This is a genomic window from Candidatus Nitrosotenuis aquarius (genome assembly GCF_002787055.1).
GTDB lineage: Archaea > Thermoproteota > Nitrososphaeria > Nitrososphaerales > Nitrosopumilaceae > Nitrosotenuis > Nitrosotenuis aquarius.
Genome location: NZ_CP024808.1, coordinates 1,363,943 through 1,381,970, shown reverse-complemented (window position 1 = coordinate 1,381,970; position 18,028 = coordinate 1,363,943). Strand labels below are relative to the sequence as shown.

The window sequence follows — 18,028 nt, the reverse complement described above, 5'->3', positions numbered from 1 at the left end:
AAATCAGCCATTATGATATGATTGAAAATTCTAGCTGTGCTTTTGCTGTTTTTTGCATTATCAATTCCCTTGGCATACGCCCATCCACTAATCGATGATTCCAATCCAAAAGCGTCCACAAATGTCGGCGCAGGCATTACGCAAATTATAATTGATTTCTCAGAAGCAGTTGATGTTGGATTTAGCTACATCAAGGTTTTTGACAACAATGGCAACCAAATAGACAACAAAAACACCCAATACCCAAATCCCGATGACGAGTCAGTCCTTACTGTGACCACCCCTCCCCTGCAGGACGGTGTATACACAGTAACAACCCAAGTCCTATCCAAGGTGGACGGACACCTAGTCCCCTACGCATTTGTATTTGGGGTGGGAGATGTGGAGCTTCCCCCACCGCCGCAAATCACAATAGAGCAACAAATCTACTTTCCAGAGGCAGGCGCCAGATTCCCAGGCCTAGTAGGTCAGGTAATTGTTCTTGGCGCTGCAATTTCGTCACTGTTGATATGGCGAGGAGTCAAAAAGCCATGGATCAGAGAAAATGTCGAATTTCAAAAATTCTTTCACGGCAAATTCTCCACAATAACAGGAATCGGCCTCTTTGCCGTCTTTGCATCCAACATCATGATGCTAATAATACAGACAATACGACTTCAGACTTCGGCATCGGATGTTTTGGAGACATCCTTTGGCACAATTTGGATAATACGCATGGGCCTAACCGTTGTTTTGCTTGCAGTCTGGTTCCTTCTGGAAAACAAGACAGCAGGTGCTGCCAAAAAACAGCTCCTAGTGCTTGGATTGTCACTGGCATTAATTGGCACCACCACTGCCATCGGCCATGGAGCAGCCAGTGAGCAATTTTCTGCCATAGTAATTGATTATGCGCACAACTTGATAGCATCAGTCTGGATTGGCGGAGTCATATTCTTTGGATTCATCCTGCTTCCGGCACTTGGAAAACTTGACAATACCAAAAAAGAGCTTGCCAGCCTCTTGGTGATTCCAAGATTTTCCTCTGTGATCATAATATCATTAGGAATTGTAATCATAACTGGACCTACGCTGTTGTGGCTCTTAGAAGACGATGTAAGCTTGTTGAGCCAGTCATATTATGGCTGGATGATCATTGCAAAAATAGCAATCGGCTCTGCAATGGTTGCACTGGGCGGGTACAACCAGTTTAGAATTCAGAGGCCTGCTGAAAGGTCGCCCGGATCGCCAGTACATCAAAAGCTTGCAAGATCACTGAGAATGGAGGCAGTTTTGGGAATCATACTCATTGGTGTTGTGGCATTATTGGCAAATTCATCTCTGCCAGCAAGCCAGGGCGAGGAAACACGATCACAAATCCCAGATGGTTTTAGCACTTTTGTATTCTCAGAGAGCCTCAGATTTGCAGTGGACATTACCCCGCTAAAGAGCGGCACAAACACAATTTCCATTACAGTGCTAGATTCCAATGGAAAACCACTTGATGACCTAACAGAGCTTGGCGCCAAGGTCTCAAACCCACAAAAAAATATCTCGCCAATAGCAATTCCACTTGAAAAGAAAGACAACAGATACAGGGGAGAGATGACATTTGGCTTTTCTGGAACATGGAACATAGAAATCGATGCGCAAAGAAGCAACAACCCAAACGAAAGTGTCAGCTTTTCCGTGATAGTAAAACCGCGACTCTCTGAGCTGAAAACAGACATTACTGAATATACCCTCCCAGAAGATGCAGCCCCACTTTATCCCGTGTATGATGGAGACAACATCTGGCTTAGCGATTCATCAAAGCCAAGGCTGTGGAAGTTTTCCATATCAGAAAAACAGTTCACCCCGTACCAGTTTGAGGGAAAGACAACCGTCTTTTTGAAGCTTGACGGCAACAGAATCTGGTTTACCGACACGCCTGAAGGAAAAATAGGCTACTTTGACACAGAATCAGAGCAATTCACAATAATTCCACTTCCAATAAAGTCGATTCCAATATCGCTTGAGACAGACAATGACGGAAATGTCTGGATTGCACTAGTAGACCAGCACATGCTGCTAAAATATGATGTAACATCTGAGCAGTTCACAGAACACAAAATCCCAACAAACCCCTCAGGCCCAGTTGCACTGACTCGTGATCAAAACGGAATGATCTGGTTTGCAGAGTCCCAGGGAGGAAAAATCGGAGTAATCGAGCCAAGCACAGGCAAAATGCGAGAATTCTCTCCAGCAGTGCCACTAAAGGAGCCGTTCTTTTTGTTATTTGACAAAGATGGAACTTTATTGGTATCAGAGCACACCGCGCTAGGTATAGTCAGATTCGACCCATATCTGGAGACATTTAGCAGTGTAGTTACTGTGACTGATCCAAACTCATTGCCATTTGCAGTAGCTCCAGACAAGTTCGGAAATCTATGGATTGCACAGCACACAACAGACAGGCTTGGCATCTATGACCAGCAAAAGGACGAGTTTGCAGAACTAGACATACCGTCGCAGACAACGTTTACGCAATTTTTGCTAAACGACAAAAACGGTGACATTTGGTTTGTAGAACAACGCCAAAACAAGCTTGGCCACGTAACCATATCAGAAATTCCACAAATGAGTGCCACGTCGCAACAAGAATTTGAGATACGATATTTTGAGCTGGCATCGCCCCTGATCTCTGGCGGAATAATTGCCACTTCGCTGTTTTTTGTAAAAAGCATCTACGACAAGCGGAGAATCGATTCTCTGATAGACTAGTTTGTTCTTTTTGAACTACAATGTGGTATTATTCCACTTTGCCTGTTTTCAAGCATGCACAGTTCTGGAGACAGCCAGCCCAAAAAGGGGGCCGGATATTTCGCAAATAGACTAAAGGAAAAGACTGGAGAAGAGTCAAAAGAAGAGGTCAAGGCAGCGCCAGAAGCCAGTGCGCCAACTCCTCAGGAAACCCAAGACAAAGTATCCCCAGATGCAACCACATCTGCTACAAAAGTAGGGCAGATTTTTGAAGAGACAACCAAGTCCATTGCGGCAATGACAGACGACGTGAGCGAGACTGCCAAGATGGTATCATCAATGAAGGAAGGCCTAGAGCGCGTAGCAAAGATCAAAGATCTTCTCACATCCAACCCACTTTGTGATGATTCAGGAAGCTGCACGTTTGACGGTGTAAACTTTACTCCTCAATCACAAGAAAATGAAGAAAAAATTGCAAACATGATAACAAAATATGCCCAATCAAACATAACGGATTTACAATCGGATGCAGATTCCATACGAGAAGAACTCCAACAATTCAAAAACACAATAAAACAAAAAGAATCCCAGATAGCGCAATTTCGAGAAAAGCTAAACGAAGTACGACAGCAGACAAATTCTTCAGATGATTCCACATTACAGCTAAGCACTTTGAGTGAACCTGCAATGAGTGAATTTGATGCAGCCACATCTGACCAGGATCTGGTCAGCTTCAATTCAATACAGACACAAGACTTGGGAGGCTTAGTACAAATCCAGCAGCAAGAGCTAAAGGATGGAGAAAAGAAACTCTTAGAGCTGCGATGGAAGATAAAAAAGGCAGAACTAGAATACGAGCAGAAAACCCTGCAGACAAGTCAAATCGAGGATCTCACCACTCAAGTCAAATCACTAGAATCAAAAAAACAGGCATTACAGCTAGAAGTAAAAAATTTAGAGAATCAAAACAAAGAACCAAAACTAGAACTCAAGGAACTAGAACAAAAGATTGCAGGCGCAAAAAAGGAATATGAGGAAAAAATCTCAGCCCTAAAAGAGATCCAAGACGCAAGATCGGTTCTCGAATACCTCAAGCTGGACAAGCAGGCACTCAAATCGGAGCTTGACGAGCTTCGATCAAAGACGAAGACGGCCGAGCTTGAATACCAAGAGCGCAAAATGGCAAGTGAAAAGCTGGAAGACGTGCGATTCTCAGTGTCCTCACTTCAGGCGGAAAAGGAAACCCTGCAGGCGGAACTAGAGCAAATGCACAACAAGATCAAAAAGGCAGAATACGAAATTGAGCAAAGGCAGCAAGAAAAGGAAAGACTTGGGGAATTCAAGGCAATAATTGCTCATCTAAAATTAGAAAAAGAGTCCCTTGAGCACGAACTAGCCGACCTCAAATCAAAAATCAAAAAGTCAGAAATGGACTATGAGCAAAAAAGGCTGGCAGCCCAGGAACTGCAAGACGTCCGCGATGTCATATCATATCTGAGGCCAGAGCGGGACTCGCTAAAGGCAGAGATCTCGCAACTTCGAGACAAAATCCAAAAGCTGGAAGACGCATTTGATGAGCTAAACTCCAAAAAACGCCAGTGCCAGCTGGAATTTGACGATCTGAAATTTCAGATAAAGCGGTTAGAATCAGAAGACGACAAGAGAAACTCGTTTTCCCACTTTACTAGATAGCTTTTGCAAGTGGCGTGGCTTTACCAATCAAGCCAAGATATTTTGCACAAAGGGTTGCAACCAAGATAGCAACAGAGATCATCACTATTGTGCCGGATGGCGCCAAATCAAGGTAATACGACAATACTATTCCAAGTACAACAGAGAACATGGAAATCGAAATCGATGCAATTACTGTCTGCTTGAAGCTTTTACCTAAAAGCATACTTGTAATATTTGGCAGAACAATCAGCGCAGATATCAGCAAAATTCCAACCAGCCTCATCGAAGTAATAACTGTGATTCCGGAAATTATTACAAAAACATAGTTGAGCCTATCAACATTCAGTCCGCTTACTCTTGCCTGCTCCTCATCAAAAGTAAAATGAAGCAGTTGTTTTCGCAACAACACCAAAGATGCAACTACACCTGTACTAATCCCAAGAATAAGTATGGTGTCTTCGTTGCTGATCAAAAGTATGCTTCCAAACAAAAAGCTAAACAGATCCACAGAGAATCCCCCTGTTGCAGATATCAATAATACGCCGGTTCCAAATCCAGACACCAATAATACAGCAATTGCCGCATCGCCAGAGATTTTCGTGCTTTTTCGAAGCTTGGTCATGCCTAGCGCACCCAAAATAGAAACAGCATATGCAGTCCACAGCGGATAAATCCCAGAGAACAACCCCAGAGATATTCCGCCAAACGCCATGTGGGACAATGCATCGCCAAACAAGGAATATCGCCGAAGAACCAAGAATGTGCCCATCAGGGAGCAGATTATGGCAATTGCGGAGCCGGCAATGAGTCCCTTTTGCATAAATGCATAGCCAAAGACTTCAAGTGCCATATCAGTGGTGATGCATGTGCATCTGCATTGCAGATTCCGTGTAGGTCTTGAGCAAGTCCTTGTTTGAGAAGAATTCCTCCTTTTGGCCGTGGAAAAAGAGTTGTCTGTTCATGCATGCAACTCTGTTTGCAAGTTTAGCAATTGCTTCCAAGTCATGCGACGACCAAACTATTGTTATCTTGTTTTCCTCGTTGATTTTTTTTATTACGCCATAGAATTTCTTTTGTGTCTCTACGTCAACGCCGGTTACCGGCTCGTCCAGTATCAATAAAATCGGATCCTTGACTAGTGCTTTTGCAATAAAGACTCGCTGTAGCTCCCCTCCAGAAAGCTCGCCAATTCTTCTGTCCTTGTATGATTCCAAGTTTACTGTTCTTAATGCTTCCAGAACCTTGTCACTGTCTTTGTTAATTTTTTTGTAGATGCGATTCCAGCAACATCCACAGTTTTGCAGTATGGTTGCGCTCTTGTGAAGTTTTTTTTCTGGCAAAAGCCCCATTGCCACCACCTCAGAGACTGTTGCAGGAAAGTTTTGCTCAAAGTTTACTTTTTGGGAGACATATCCAATTAGGGGCAACAATGGATGATATTTTTTTCCCTCAAGGCCGAACAACCTTATTGCACCAGAATAGTTTTGCAGGCCCAAAATTGCGCGAAACAAAGTTGTCTTTCCAGCGCCGTTTGGACCGACTATGCCCAAGAGGTCGCCTTCTTCCACATCAAAACTTACCTTGTCTATTGCAAGACTTCCATTGTACGATATGGAAACGTCAGAGACTTGGAGTGCTTTCATTGACATTCAAGGGCCACTTTGATGTTCTTTAGATTTTCTTCCATTTTCTCAATATATGACGTGCCGTTTGCCTGCTCTTCTGCAGTTATTCCCTCAAGCGGGCTCAAAACCAAAACCTGAGCTCCGGCTTCATCCGCAAGAACTTTGGCAAGTTTTGGATCAACCAATTCTTCTGCAAAGATTATTTTGATTTGGTTTTCTTTTACAAAGTCGATTAGCTCTTTTAGGTCACTTGCAGTAGCCTCAGATTCTGGTGCAAGGCCAGATAACGCGTGGATTTTTATTCCGTACCTGTTTCCAAAATATGAAAACGCATTGTGGAATGGAACTATGGTGTCCTTGTTGCAGCTTGATAGCTCTGTTTTTATTTTAGAGTCAAGCTCATCCAGTTTTGCAGAGTAGGCATTTGCATTATCCTCATAATGTTGTGCATTGTCTGCATCCACTTTGATTAGTGCGTCCTTTATTATCATGACTTGCTCTTTTGCCAGAATTGGATCAAGCCATACATGCGGATCATATGGAAATTCATGGGCATGGCTTTCGTTCTCGTCATTTGCATGTTCATCATCTATGTGCTCCGTAGATCCTTCAGTATGCTCTTCTTCGGCATGGTCCTCATCGTGACTTTCTGTCTCGATAAGATCAATTCCATGAACAGTCTCTACGAAAAGAACATTAGAATATTCTCCTGAGTCAATTAGCTTATCCACAAACGGTTCCATTCCACCTCCATTATACACAAAGATGTCAGATTCTTTTAGCGCAACAAGATCACCAGTGCTCGGTTCCCAGTCATGCGGTTCAATTCCAATTGGAGTAAATGTAGAAATTTCCGCCCTGTCGCCAACAATATTTTTTGAAAACTCGTACAGCGGATAAAATGATGCAATTATTTTGATTTTAGAAGCTTGAGGCTCCGACAGCATGGTGTCTTGCCTTGAAAGATCCGATTGAGGTGTTAGCATACTTTGCTGTGTACCAACTAAAATGACACCAATTACAATTGCAACTCCTACTCCAATTGCTGCAATGATTGGTTTTTTCACATTAATCATCTTAAAAAATTATTAATAAATCTATGTAATATTAATAACATTTAGTATGCAATTTTAATATCAATTAATAAAATCAAGGTAAAATTATTAATTTTTCATAATAAAGTTATATACCAATTAATAACAATTCTACCATGACAATAGTCTCAATTTCCCTAAACGAAGAGATTCTCTCGGAAATAGACAAACTGCAAAAATCACTGGGGTTTTCTGGCCGATCGGAAGTAATTCGAGCTGGGATTCGTACCTTTGTCTCTGAAGAAAAACAAAAAAACGAGCTTTCTGGAAAGCAGCATGCAATTTTGCTTGTCATACATGATGATGAATACGACGACATTGTCTCAGACATAAAACACGACTATGAAACACTCATCACCACACAGCTTCACAGTAAAATAGATGGGGAGCGCTGCATGGAATTATTCATTCTAGATGGCGATAGCAAGCAAATAAAAGAAATTACGCAGGGGTTTCAAACCAACAAAAACATGGATACAGTCAAGCTTATTGCAATGTAGCTAGTGTGTCTGATTACCAGCCAATTTTTGCATATTTTCAGCGTTTTCAGAATTTGCTTTTTGCAGGTTTTCCTCCATCTCAAAGATTTCCTGGATTTCAAGAGATGTAGTAGAGATTATTTGCGATACAAAAAACCACGCATAAGTATCTTTTAGATCGCCTTTCATTGGAAGCCATTCCCCTGTTCCAGGACTAAACCGGATTACTTTAGTTTCTTTTAGGGCATTTTTGAGTTTCTGACTTTTTATGTAATAGATATTAATGTCAGTTAATGTGCCATCAGAGAAATAAAACGGGGAATAAAACAAATCAGTATTACCAATTTGTAGAATTGACGCTGAATTTGTATTAGAAAAATGCAATACGTTATAGAACATGTCCGATTCGGCTGAAAACTTGTGAGTGTGATAGTTTATCTTCCCAGTTCTTTTTTCATCTAGCAGTTTTTTGTTTGCGTATGTAATCAAGTGATCAGCATGACATATTACAATATTTAAAGATTATTAATTATAATACAATTTAATATTAATAATTAATAAGATTGACATAATATTTTAATATTAACTAATCCAATAGAAGAGCATGAAAGAATACGAAGCATACGATGTAAAGGCAAGAAAAAAAGTCAAAATCCTAGAACCAAAACTTGTTCAGCTCAAAAATAGCAGATGGGCTGTAAAAGGAAAAAGTTCGATCACAGGATTGACGGTATTTCGAATCCTTAGCAAGGCAGAAGCTGAAAAACTCCAGAAATGATTGAAGGAATTTTTGCAGGTGTATGAAAATGATCATTTTTGCTTTTATTAATTGTCAGGAAAATGAAGAAAAATTTGTTTTGCAGGAAATTAGAAAAATCCATATTGTAAAAAATGCAGATCGGGTCGTTGGCATATATGACATAGTTGCAAAACTGGAATCAGATTCCATGGAAGAGCTTAACGAAACCATAACATGGGAATTAAGAAAAATTACAAAAGTAAGATCTGTACTGATCCTAATGACAAAAAATACGGAAATACTAGCTAATTAGAATAAAAAAATTAATGACAGGAAATCTTTGTTGCAGTGAATGCTTCATTCATGGTCAGGTATTCTTCGACCTTCATTTTGATGTCATCTGGTGTCGTGTCATCAATGCCGGCCAGTCCTATCTTGCATGAAATCTTGTTTCCTGAGATCTTTACATCAGAGACTTCAACATCAGCATATACATTGGTCATTTCATTTGCCCAATCTGCTGCATCTGTCGAATTAATCCCAGATGTTTCTATTTCCAGACTAAACGTCTTTGTCATGTTATGATTCTATTAGTAGGCTATTTAATGATTATTAATAATCTGTAAAACATTATTAGAAATTATTAATAATAAATATATTTATTAATAACACTGATTATTCCTAGGCATAGGTTCCGCAGAACCTTGACTACCAACCAGATGATGGTCAACCCCATCATCAGGATGTGCAAAAAATGACAGAGATACTAGGAAAAGACACCATATACCATAGTTGCTGTAATTGTGGTTGTTTTGTTCAAGAAAGACCAGAAGGCGGATACAATAAGATAAAGACCTGGGTTCAGGGAGGAATCATTCTAAAGACAATATGCAATGCGTGTCTTGAAAAATGGATCATAGGAGAAATCAAGGGTTATTACTTACAGGGATTAAAAAATCCGTCAAGAAATTTACGATTCTAGACACAAGAGTGTCAAGACTTAATTAAAACAACACATGACACCAATTATTCTTGAAGAATATAATTTTCATTATTTTGATTAGCTCGATAATACTATCGGCCGCAAATGCATATGGCCACGGACTAGGCCTTGAGACAATATCACTAAACGTAGAAGACAGAAAGATTTCCGTGACCACACAGATCATCCCGACAGAATTTTCCGAGTCTGCACAAAAGCAAATAGTCATGACGGTAACCGATTCTCTTACTACACAAAACGTCGATGCAGTATTGCTAGTTGCGCTACATCATGAAGGAAGCCAAATTTTCAGGGAGTCTTTTGCCACCACAAACGGCATACTAAGAATAAATGTAAATCCAACAGATGACCCTGAAATAAAAATAACAGGAACAGATCCAATACAAATTTCCGGCCCAATTCTAAATTCCGGAGGCCTGTACCGCTTTGACGTAGAGATAAAGAGCCTTGATTCCAGTGAGCTGCAAAACCAGGCCTTTTCCACGTACATCACATCAATTACAAACCATTACTATGATGAGCAGGGCAAGGATGGAACGCCGGTAGAATTTCGCGTCAAGTCATATTACGACAAGGTTTCAGGCTTTGATTATTCTCCGGAGACAAATTCCATAACGCTAGAGATGCCGTTTGAGTGGAGCGAGCAAAACATCTCCCATACAGAAGTGGTCCACGAGGAGATTCACTTTCCAAAGGGCTTTTCGGACTTTATGGTGCCCAGTTATTCAGGCACCGTAAACGGAATAGATCTCTTCAAGTCGTCAGTAACAATAGATGATTATTCCATAGAGGACGAGCGAATAGTCCACTTTGTCCTAACACAGGACACCATACGATACCTCAAGCAGGCCCAAAAAAGCGCAGGAATTGAAAATCCCCAGGGAATGAAGTTTGAGCTCAAGGTAGGCGAGAAGCTAGTCTTCCCAGTAATTGCAATGACAAAGGACGAATCGCTCCAGGTGGACATGTCATGGGAGCCAGAGACAATAGAGCCAGGCAAGAATACCAAGTTCATCTATACATTCAGGGACGGAAAGACAGGCGAGCTGCTCCGGAACACATCATACGACTTTGTGATATTACAAAACGGAAAAGAACTGTACAAAAAATCCGCAAACGCCCAGATTGGCGGAGATTTTGCAGACTATACCTTTACAGAATCACAGAAAGGCCAAACAACCATACAATTCAACAATCTGCGCGGGACAGGCCAGGGAACTGAGTTCACCATAATGGTCGTCCCAGAATTCGGCCCACTTGTAATTCTGATCCTAGGTTCGGCAGTTGCAGCTACTATAATACTTGGAAGATCAGTGTTTTTCCAGTAGCTTTTTTGCGTTGTTTGGATCCAGAATCATCAACATCCTTAGCTTCAGTCCGCTTGATGAAAAGAATTCGGCAGAGCATGCAACTAGCGATTGGGTTTGAATTCCGATCTCCATTGCAGGAATCTCCAATATCGACATGAACGAATCCACTGCAAATCCAGGAATGTCTGCACTTGTCTTGCAGCCTTGGTCGTTTGCCAAAGCATTGAAAAACGAACCCGACAGAATGTTTCCCGTCTCTGATAGCGAGGATTTTGAAAGCTTGGTAAAAGAGTCCAACCTTGTCTTGCCCAAGAGTTTTGCCGCAAATTTCCTGCCGTCCTTTTCTGGCATGTAATACAATACTCCGACATCTACATCGCCTGTCTGCTTGAGGTATACAGCAGACATGTTGGTGCCATCAGAAAATGCCGGGGTTAGCTGATCCAGTTGTGTGATATCCAGAAATTCAGTTTTGCCAATGTGATGCTGGATTGATTCGCCCAAAAGTGTTCCCAGTGCCGGAACCGTACTAGTCAAGACGCATTTTGAAAAAATCTCAGTTAGGCGGCTCAGATCGTTTTCCGTTACGGCAAGGGTTTGCATTTAGTATATCAAATCCTATTTCTGTCGCAGCACCTTGTTTATGACAAGGCCCACGGTTGTTTTATCAAATGGCTTGACAATATAGTCGCGAGCTCCAAGCTTCATTGCGTCTTGGACAATTTGTTTTTGTTCAACGGATGTTACCATCACTACTTTGGCTGTAGGATCTATTTTCATTATTGCGCGCAGCGCCTGAATTCCGTCTGCTCGCGGCATGTTTACGTCCATTGTGACCAAGTTCGGTTTGCTTGTCTGGTATGCCTTGACTCCTTCCACTCCGTCTCCTGCTTCTAGGATTTCAGTTGCAAGGCCGTTTGACTTTATTATATCCTTGAGAACTGTTCTCATAAAGGACGCATCATCGACTACAAGAATTTTTGATCCTGGCGCGCTCATTGTCCTGCCTCCATTGCAGACACAATATCGCCAGTAGAGTCCTGTAGTAATCTTACAACGTCAAGTAGAACCACAAGTTTTTGGTCAATCTTGGCAATTCCTTTAATGTAGTTGTGCGATTCCAGGACTGTTTGTGGTGCAGAATCCAAGTCTTTTGTCTGGATTCTCATTACTTGGTCTACTTCGTCGACTAGGAGTCCTGTCTGGGAACCGTTTACGTCAATTACAAGAATTCTTTGTTTTGCTGTATTTACCTGCTTACCGGATGCGAGGCCGAGTCTTTCTTTGACATCAATTATTGGTATGATTAGTCCGCGCAGATTCATTATTCCTTTGACATAGGACTTTGTCTTTGGAATGTTTGTTATGGATTCAACTGCACGAATTTCGCGCACTTGTTCTATTGGTATTGCATAATCTTCCTTTTTTTGCCCATCAATTAGGCAAAAGGTTACTGCCTGAAAAGAATCAGCGGCAAGCACTTGGGTGGACATCAGAATGCTCCTCCGAGCTTAACTATTGTTAGAGACTCATTTGTTTGTAAATTCATACAGGTTATTTTTTTGATAAAATAATAATTTAGAGTGTGTTTATGGCGAACAGACAAAAAAGAATTATTCATAATTGCACTTCCACTTTTTTGTAGATTCGCTCCCTGGCAAACATGCATGAGAACAGTTTTGCTGACTCTACGCCCATCATTGTTTCGTCTTGGCCTATTGCCAAACAGCCATTGGTGGCAAGAGATTTGTAGAATTTTTTAAACACCAATTCCTGTGCCGGCTTGTCATAGTATATCAAAACATTTCTGCATGTGATCAAGTCTAGCTTGTCAATTGGATACGACACGATATCGCCTTGCTCAAATGTGACTAGTTTCTTTATGGAATCATTTACTGTGTAAGTATCCTTTGCGGGACTAACGAGATATTTTGAAACCAAGTTTGGTGCAAGATTCTTTATGTTCATGTTTGTGTATTGGCCTTTCTTTGCTCGGGTGATTGCCTCTGCGGAGATGTCTGTTGCAACAACGCTGAATTTTGCCCTGTTGCCCAATGCTTCGCTGAGCAATATAGCCAGGCTGTACGGTTCTTCGCCTGATGCACAGCCTGCGCTCCAGACCTTCAGTGATGTGCGCTTTTTTGCAATTTCTGGGATTATTTTTGATGAGAGGCACTCCCACACAAACGGGTCGCGATAAAATTCAGTCACATTAATTGAGAAGCTCTTAAAGAGAGATGCAGGTTCGTTTTCATCTGATGCTAAGAGCTGCGCATATTCAGAGCCGTCCTTTGCGCCAACGGATCTCATACGGGCGCTAATTCTTCTGTTCAGGAATGGCTTTTTGAATTGTCTGAGATCCTTGCCTAGCTTGTCCCTCATTATTTTTCCAATTTGCTCTAGTTGTTGATCAGATACTGCTTCTATGACGCTCAAATTGTAGTTACCCCCTTTGCCTTGTCCTTGATAGTCATTATTTGAGATGCAACATCAAAGATGACCCAGCGCCCACCCTTTTCACCAACATCTTCAGACACTATTGGGATTTTGTTCTCGCCAAGTATAGCGCGGATTGCATCCACATTTCTTGTGCCAATGTTGAATACGTTTTTGTTGCCTTCTGTCTGAAAAACGCTGGCGCCTCCCGCCATCTTTGCCTTGAGTCTAGTGCGCATTGCGCCGTTTGCAGTTAGTTTGTCAAGCAAGACCTTGATTGCGACATCAACGAACTTTCCTTCTGGTTTTGGAACTTGGTCTGTGGTGTTGTTTTTTGGCAACATCACATGTGCCATGCCGGCAACTTTTGCCACACTATCATAAAGACAGATTGCAACACACGAGCCAACAAAGGTTTGCAGTGTTTTTTTCTCATGACTGGAAAGTCCCAGGCCGCCCATTGGAATGTCTAGTGTGCCTGAATTTTGCGCCTGCTTTGTAAAGCTCATCTATTTTTCTCCCAAAATGTCGCCTAGGAGTGCGTCAAGCTCAGAGTTTTCTCCCCCAACAGGATATGCGGGGGCTTCCTGCGCAGATGTGGCGCCAGACTTGTGGTTTGCCAATAGCTTTCTTGCATCGTCTGGGTTTTGGATTATTATCATGTGGAGTTTTGCGCCGCTTGACTCTCCCACTAGTTCCACGTCAGCAACCACTGCGGCATCTACTGGGTTGATGACATCTTTTACTGAAAGGTCAACTAGCAAGTGCAGCTCATCGTTTTTGTAGTCAGGAGTCGACAGGTCAACTCGGAATCCAGTTCCATGAGATAATGCGTTGAAGAACGAGCCAGTCATGATGTTTGCCACTTCTTGTATGGCAGATGCGCCCATTTCGTCAATTTGGCATAATTCGCTTACGCACATTAGCTTGGCCGCAATTTTTTTTGCATGTTTTTCTTTTATGGTGTAGAGAATCTCAATGTGGGTATCGCCCTTGCCGTTTAGCCGCACTGCGCACATTTTGATCTCATCTGGCGCTAGCTTGATGCTTTTGATGCTGGCCACATTATCCAAAATTTTGACATTGTGGTTTATTGGCTCACTTAGAAGCGTAGATAGTGCACCAGATGTCTTGGATGTAATGTATTGGCAAAAAATTCCCTCCAGAGTTTTAGTCTCTTCTGGGTTGAGAACTGATACTGCGCTCAGATTTTATCACCTAAACTAAAAGTGCAGGATCTAAAATCAATGCCACGCTTCCATCGCCAAGTATGGTCGCATTGGTGAAAAGATCCGACGAATGTGCTTCATTTGCTAGTCGTTTAATTACAATTTCCTGCTTTCTGTCATAGGAATCAACCACCAAGCCATACGGCTTGCCGCCCTTGTCCACAATTACCACGGTGATTTTATCAGAGGATTCTGCGGTTTTGCCAATTCCCAAGATTTCTGCTACGCGAATGAGAGGAACCACCTGTTCCCGTAATACGATTGCCTCTTGGCCGTGAATGCTTTTGATCTGGCTTTGCTCCACTACCACAGTAGTTGAAATGCTAGATAACGGCAAAACGTACTTGTCGCCTGAGACGTTTATCAATAAACCTCCGATAATTGAGACGCTCAGCGGAATGGTCAGAATTATTGTGGTTCCTTTGCCTTTTTCGGTTGTTATTTTGACATTGCCGCCTACCTGTTCTACCTGAGTGATCACAACATCCATACCTACACCTCTTCCGGAAACATCGGTTACTTCTTTGGCAGTGGACAGGCCAGGTGTGCCGAGCAGGTTGATTGCTTCCTCGTCTGAGAGCTTCATTGCTTGGTCTTCTGTTAAGAGTCCTTTTTCGATCGCCTTTGCCTTTACTCTATCAAGATTAATTCCGCGACCGTCATCTTCGATTTTTATTGCAACTTGGTCGCCCACTCCATATGCAGTAAGTTTTATCGTACCTGTAGGGTTCTTTCCTGATTCTGTTCTTTCCTGCGGCGGCTCTAGGCCGTGGTCCACGCAGTTTCGAAGTATGTGCAAGAGAGGATCAGTAATTGCATCCAGAACAGTTCTATCCAGCTCAATTCCAGAGCTTTCCATGACTAGGTTCACTTGCTTGCCCAAAGACGCAGATGTGTCTCGGACCAGTCTTGTGAACCTGCTAAAGACTTGGTCTATTGGTACCAGCCTTAGCTTCATTGATTGGTATTGCAGATCAGTCACTAGCCTGTCAAGCTCCATCATTACTTGATGTGAGTCGTCAGAGTTTTTGTTCAGTGTTTGCTCTAGCCGCATTTTTGATATTACAAGCTCGCCTACTAGATTCACCAGCGAGTCCAGATCAGACATTTTGACGCGAATTGTTGGAGATTTTGCAGTGTTTGTGGCAGCTTCTGTTACGGTGTGTTTTGCCTCATCTGGCTTTTCTAGCATTTCTAGGTACGGCTTTAGATCAACTTTTCTTTTGTCATCTGCAATCATTTCTCGCAGCAAATCAATGCACTTGAAGAGTGCACTTGCCAAATTTGGTGTCAGTTTTGCCTGGCCTTTTCGAATATTATCAAAAATGTTTTCAATGTTTTTGCACAGTTCTCTGGTGTCATCATAGCCCATGGTGGCAGACATGCCCTTGACTGTGTGGGCGGATCTGAATATGAGATCCAAATATTCCCGCTTTTCTGGCTCTTCTTCTAATTTCAACAAGGTTTCATTTACTGTCTCTACGTGCTCTAGGGCTTCGGAGACATACATTTCTCTATAGCTATTTTGTGACAAGCTTGTTTACCTCCTCGACTACTGCCTGGGCAATTTTTTCAGGCGGCAAAAGCTGGTCTACTGCGTTTAGCTCCACTGCTGCCTTTGCCATGCCAAACACGACTGACGAGTTTTCGTCCTGCGCAAAGGTCTTGCCGCCCCTTCGCTTGATTGTCTTCATGCCAAAGGCGCCATCATGGCCCATGCCGGTAAGTGTGACTCCTACGGTGTTTGCGCCAAAAAACTCCGATGCTGAAACCATCGTTACGTTTGCCGCAGGCCGCACACCAAATCGCTTTGGACCATTAATCAGCTTGATTTTGAGATGAGGGTCGACTTCCATGTGCAAGTCTCCTGGAGCAACAAGCGCAACTCCTTGCGTTATGAGGTCTCCTTCCTGCGCTTCTTTTACTTTTATTTCACATGCCTCATCGAGCCTTTCTGCGAATTTTTGCGTAAATCCTTTTGGCATGTGCTGCACAACTAGAACCCCTGCACGAAGGTCTGCCGGAAGCCCTGAGAGAATTTTTTGCACAATTCCAGGTCCACCAGTAGATGACGCAATTGTAACAACTACAGATGCTGCCTGAGAGGACGCTATTGCCTTTCTTTTTGGCCTAAGACTACCAATTTTTTCAAGGACTAGTTTGTATGGATCGCATTTTGCAGCGCCAGTGATTTTTGAAATCAGCATTTCCTTTAGTTGGCTTGTTCCATCTGGATTTACTTGGGAAATTGGGACAAAGTCAATTGCGCCGTTTTCTAGTGCATCTAGGACAATTTTTGCTCCGTCTTGGCTGAAGCTGCTAACCAGAATTGTCGGGATCAGTGTTCCCTTTTTTACCATTTCTTCAATGAATGTAACGCCATCCATTCTTGGCATTTCCAGATCAAGCAGTATGACATCTGGCTTGCGCAGTGCAATTTTGCGCAGCCCTTCGACTCCATCCCGAGCTATATCGCAAACCTGAATTTGCTCACTAGATATTAGGTCCTTTAACAGGGTGCTCATGTATGCAGAGTCATTAATTATTAGAACACTAATCTGGGAAACCGATGCAGCTAGCAATGCTCACCCATCCCATTAATTCTCATAAAGCTAGGACTTATCAATCCAGATTGCATTAATGACGTAAATCCAGTTGTCGATATATCATCAAGTGTGTTTGCGGTGATCAGACAAAAGACATGGATTTGTTCTGTACTACTTTCGTAGGTGCTTAATTTTGTCCTCTAGTTCCGCTGCGGCCTCTGATGAGCGCTGCATTGAGAGTCGCACATACCTATACAATATTGGGTTGTTATCTTCTAGTGCCTTTTTTTCAAGCCTCTCCAGCTGTTTTTGTGTATCTTTTAGATAGTCAAGGCCCCACCGATAGCCGTCCTCGTGGCTCATTGGGGCGCTGCACTCTGCATCTATTTTGTCGTAGATTTCCTCCAGTCTTGGTATTTTGTATGACATGTATGGTGCCCAGCAGCAGGTATTGCTTTAAACCCCAAGGAATTTTGCCTCCAAGATCGGTGCCAGACTGGCAAGAACTAGGATGTTTCTTCTCGGATTATTTGTGTTGGGGCAATTCCCTGCTCATCTTCTGCAAATACCGCGGCAAGTTCTGGTGGAATGTCTTCTATTGATTGGCCAGAGTTTTCCACCTGGGCCATTTCGGTTTGTGGCTTTGTAGGTTCCAGTTGTGATACTTGTTGAGTTTCGGCTTTTTGTTCTTGTTCTTCTTTTTTGCCCAAAAGCAGTATTTCTGCATCAATTAGTATAACCAGTCTTTGGTCCAGTTTTGCTATTCCATGAATATAATGATGCGATTCTGACGCCGTCTGTGGCGCAGAATCAATGTCCTTGGTCTGGATTCTCATTACTTGGTCTACTTCGTCAACGAGCAGTCCGGTAAGTGAATCCGCAATGTTTGTGACAAGGATTCTTTGCTTTGTGTTTGCTGCCCCTTGCGAGCCCAGGCCCAGTTTTTCTTTGACATCAATTACTGGTATAATCAGGCCGCGCAGATTCATGATCCCTTTTACGTGAGGTTCTGATTTTGGCACTCGAGTTATTTTCTCAACTGATCTGATTTCTCGCACCTGTTCTATTGGGATGGCATAGTCTTCTTTTTTGCCTGCTTGGTTTTGTAGCATAAATGAGACTACCTGTATGGTGTCTGCAGACGCTACCTGAGTACTCATGATATGATTTTTGCA

General features: G+C 42.5%; 22 protein-coding genes. 7 read left to right on the top strand and 15 right to left on the bottom strand.

The genetic code is table 11. From position 1 onward, the window contains the following. Nucleotides 1-21 precede the first annotated feature (21 nt). Together NAQ_RS07985 and NAQ_RS07980 are read left to right on the top strand one after the other, a co-directional pair. Nucleotides 22-2,739 carry a virginiamycin B lyase family protein gene (locus NAQ_RS07985; protein WP_100183024.1) on the top strand — a complete coding sequence of 906 codons (2,718 nt, stop codon included), beginning with the start codon at nucleotides 22-24 and terminating at the stop codon, nucleotides 2,737-2,739. A 54-nt stretch (nucleotides 2,740-2,793) separates the two neighbouring features. Beyond that, entirely contained in the window at nucleotides 2,794-4,410 is a 1,617-nt protein-coding gene (locus tag NAQ_RS07980) for a coiled-coil domain-containing protein (RefSeq protein ID WP_100183023.1), read from the top strand. Here the strand turns inward: NAQ_RS07980 and NAQ_RS07975 are convergent. Genes NAQ_RS07975 through NAQ_RS07965 form a run of 3 tightly spaced genes read right to left on the bottom strand, consistent with a single transcriptional unit; the run spans nucleotide 4,403 to nucleotide 7,084 of the window. After that, nucleotides 4,403-5,242: a metal ABC transporter permease gene (locus NAQ_RS07975; RefSeq protein ID WP_245871584.1), complete on the bottom strand. Its 840-nt coding sequence runs from the start codon at nucleotides 5,240-5,242 to the stop codon at nucleotides 4,403-4,405. The two genes, NAQ_RS07980 and NAQ_RS07975, sit on opposite strands and share 8 nt — an antisense overlap. A 1-nt stretch (nucleotide 5,243) precedes the next feature. Next, a complete protein-coding gene (locus NAQ_RS07970; RefSeq protein ID WP_245871582.1) occupies nucleotides 5,244-6,041 on the bottom strand; it encodes a metal ABC transporter ATP-binding protein in 798 nt (265 codons plus the stop codon). Beyond that, the gene (locus NAQ_RS07965; protein ID WP_162858706.1) at nucleotides 6,032-7,084 is read right to left on the bottom strand and encodes a metal ABC transporter solute-binding protein, Zn/Mn family; all 1,053 of its coding nucleotides are present in this window, start codon (nucleotides 7,082-7,084) and stop codon (nucleotides 6,032-6,034) included. Before NAQ_RS07965 ends, NAQ_RS07970 begins: the two co-directional genes overlap by 10 nt. A gap of 143 nt (nucleotides 7,085-7,227) precedes the next feature. Between NAQ_RS07965 and NAQ_RS07960 the strand changes: the two genes are divergently transcribed. Further along, nucleotides 7,228-7,611 carry a CopG family ribbon-helix-helix protein gene (locus NAQ_RS07960; RefSeq protein ID WP_100183020.1) on the top strand — a complete coding sequence of 128 codons (384 nt, stop codon included), beginning with the start codon at nucleotides 7,228-7,230 and terminating at the stop codon, nucleotides 7,609-7,611. Here NAQ_RS07960 and NAQ_RS07955 read toward each other — a convergent pair whose 3' ends face one another. Then, complete coding sequence (locus tag NAQ_RS07955; RefSeq protein ID WP_100183019.1) at nucleotides 7,612-8,079, bottom strand: hypothetical protein; 468 nt, start codon at nucleotides 8,077-8,079, stop codon at nucleotides 7,612-7,614. It abuts the gene before it with no gap. 115 nt (nucleotides 8,080-8,194) lie between these two features. Between NAQ_RS07955 and NAQ_RS10190 the strand changes: the two genes are divergently transcribed. Together NAQ_RS10190 and NAQ_RS07950 are read left to right on the top strand one after the other, a co-directional pair. After that, a complete protein-coding gene (locus tag NAQ_RS10190) occupies nucleotides 8,195-8,368 on the top strand; it encodes a hypothetical protein (protein WP_162858705.1) in 174 nt (57 codons plus the stop codon). Between the two features lie 22 nt (nucleotides 8,369-8,390). Further along, entirely contained in the window at nucleotides 8,391-8,642 is a 252-nt protein-coding gene (locus tag NAQ_RS07950) for an Lrp/AsnC ligand binding domain-containing protein (RefSeq protein ID WP_245871580.1), read from the top strand. Between the two features lie 10 nt (nucleotides 8,643-8,652). Here NAQ_RS07950 and NAQ_RS07945 read toward each other — a convergent pair whose 3' ends face one another. Then, a complete protein-coding gene (locus NAQ_RS07945; RefSeq protein WP_100183018.1) occupies nucleotides 8,653-8,907 on the bottom strand; it encodes a hypothetical protein in 255 nt (84 codons plus the stop codon). Between the two features lie 176 nt (nucleotides 8,908-9,083). Between NAQ_RS07945 and NAQ_RS07940 the strand changes: the two genes are divergently transcribed. After that, nucleotides 9,084-9,311 (top strand): hypothetical protein, encoded by a 228-nt coding sequence (locus tag NAQ_RS07940; RefSeq protein ID WP_100183017.1) that lies wholly within the window; start codon nucleotides 9,084-9,086, stop codon nucleotides 9,309-9,311. Between the two features lie 50 nt (nucleotides 9,312-9,361). Then, the gene (locus NAQ_RS07935) at nucleotides 9,362-10,660 is read left to right on the top strand and encodes a peptidase (protein ID WP_100183016.1); all 1,299 of its coding nucleotides are present in this window, start codon (nucleotides 9,362-9,364) and stop codon (nucleotides 10,658-10,660) included. Here NAQ_RS07935 and NAQ_RS07930 read toward each other — a convergent pair. From NAQ_RS07930 to NAQ_RS07885, 10 genes are all read right to left on the bottom strand, one after another. Continuing rightward, nucleotides 10,643-11,245 (bottom strand): hypothetical protein, encoded by a 603-nt coding sequence (locus tag NAQ_RS07930; protein WP_100183015.1) that lies wholly within the window; start codon nucleotides 11,243-11,245, stop codon nucleotides 10,643-10,645. The genes NAQ_RS07935 and NAQ_RS07930 overlap by 18 nt on opposite strands. A 15-nt stretch (nucleotides 11,246-11,260) precedes the next feature. After that, nucleotides 11,261-11,641: a response regulator gene (locus tag NAQ_RS07925; protein ID WP_100183014.1), complete on the bottom strand. Its 381-nt coding sequence runs from the start codon at nucleotides 11,639-11,641 to the stop codon at nucleotides 11,261-11,263. Continuing rightward, nucleotides 11,638-12,135 carry a chemotaxis protein CheW gene (locus tag NAQ_RS07920; protein WP_100183013.1) on the bottom strand — a complete coding sequence of 166 codons (498 nt, stop codon included), beginning with the start codon at nucleotides 12,133-12,135 and terminating at the stop codon, nucleotides 11,638-11,640. The genes NAQ_RS07925 and NAQ_RS07920 overlap by 4 nt, the downstream gene beginning before the upstream one ends. A gap of 124 nt (nucleotides 12,136-12,259) precedes the next feature. Then, nucleotides 12,260-13,078 (bottom strand): CheR family methyltransferase, encoded by an 819-nt coding sequence (locus NAQ_RS07915; protein ID WP_100183012.1) that lies wholly within the window; start codon nucleotides 13,076-13,078, stop codon nucleotides 12,260-12,262. Continuing rightward, nucleotides 13,075-13,587, bottom strand: a complete 513-nt coding sequence (locus NAQ_RS07910) for a chemotaxis protein CheD (RefSeq protein ID WP_100183011.1) — start codon at nucleotides 13,585-13,587, stop codon at nucleotides 13,075-13,077. Before NAQ_RS07910 ends, NAQ_RS07915 begins: the two co-directional genes overlap by 4 nt. After that, nucleotides 13,588-14,142: a chemotaxis protein CheC gene (locus tag NAQ_RS07905; RefSeq protein ID WP_162858704.1), complete on the bottom strand. Its 555-nt coding sequence runs from the start codon at nucleotides 14,140-14,142 to the stop codon at nucleotides 13,588-13,590. It abuts the gene before it with no gap. Between the two features lie 154 nt (nucleotides 14,143-14,296). Further along, the gene (locus NAQ_RS07900) at nucleotides 14,297-15,841 is read right to left on the bottom strand and encodes a chemotaxis protein CheA (protein ID WP_100183009.1); all 1,545 of its coding nucleotides are present in this window, start codon (nucleotides 15,839-15,841) and stop codon (nucleotides 14,297-14,299) included. Continuing rightward, entirely contained in the window at nucleotides 15,828-16,889 is a 1,062-nt protein-coding gene (gene cheB / locus NAQ_RS07895; protein ID WP_245871579.1) for a chemotaxis-specific protein-glutamate methyltransferase CheB, read from the bottom strand. Before cheB ends, NAQ_RS07900 begins: the two co-directional genes overlap by 14 nt. A gap of 135 nt (nucleotides 16,890-17,024) precedes the next feature. Next, nucleotides 17,025-17,282: a hypothetical protein gene (locus NAQ_RS07890; RefSeq protein WP_100183007.1), complete on the bottom strand. Its 258-nt coding sequence runs from the start codon at nucleotides 17,280-17,282 to the stop codon at nucleotides 17,025-17,027. Nucleotides 17,283-17,359: 77 nt separating this feature from the next. Then, complete coding sequence (locus tag NAQ_RS07885) at nucleotides 17,360-18,013, bottom strand: chemotaxis protein CheW (RefSeq protein ID WP_100183006.1); 654 nt, start codon at nucleotides 18,011-18,013, stop codon at nucleotides 17,360-17,362. Nucleotides 18,014-18,028 lie beyond the last annotated feature (15 nt).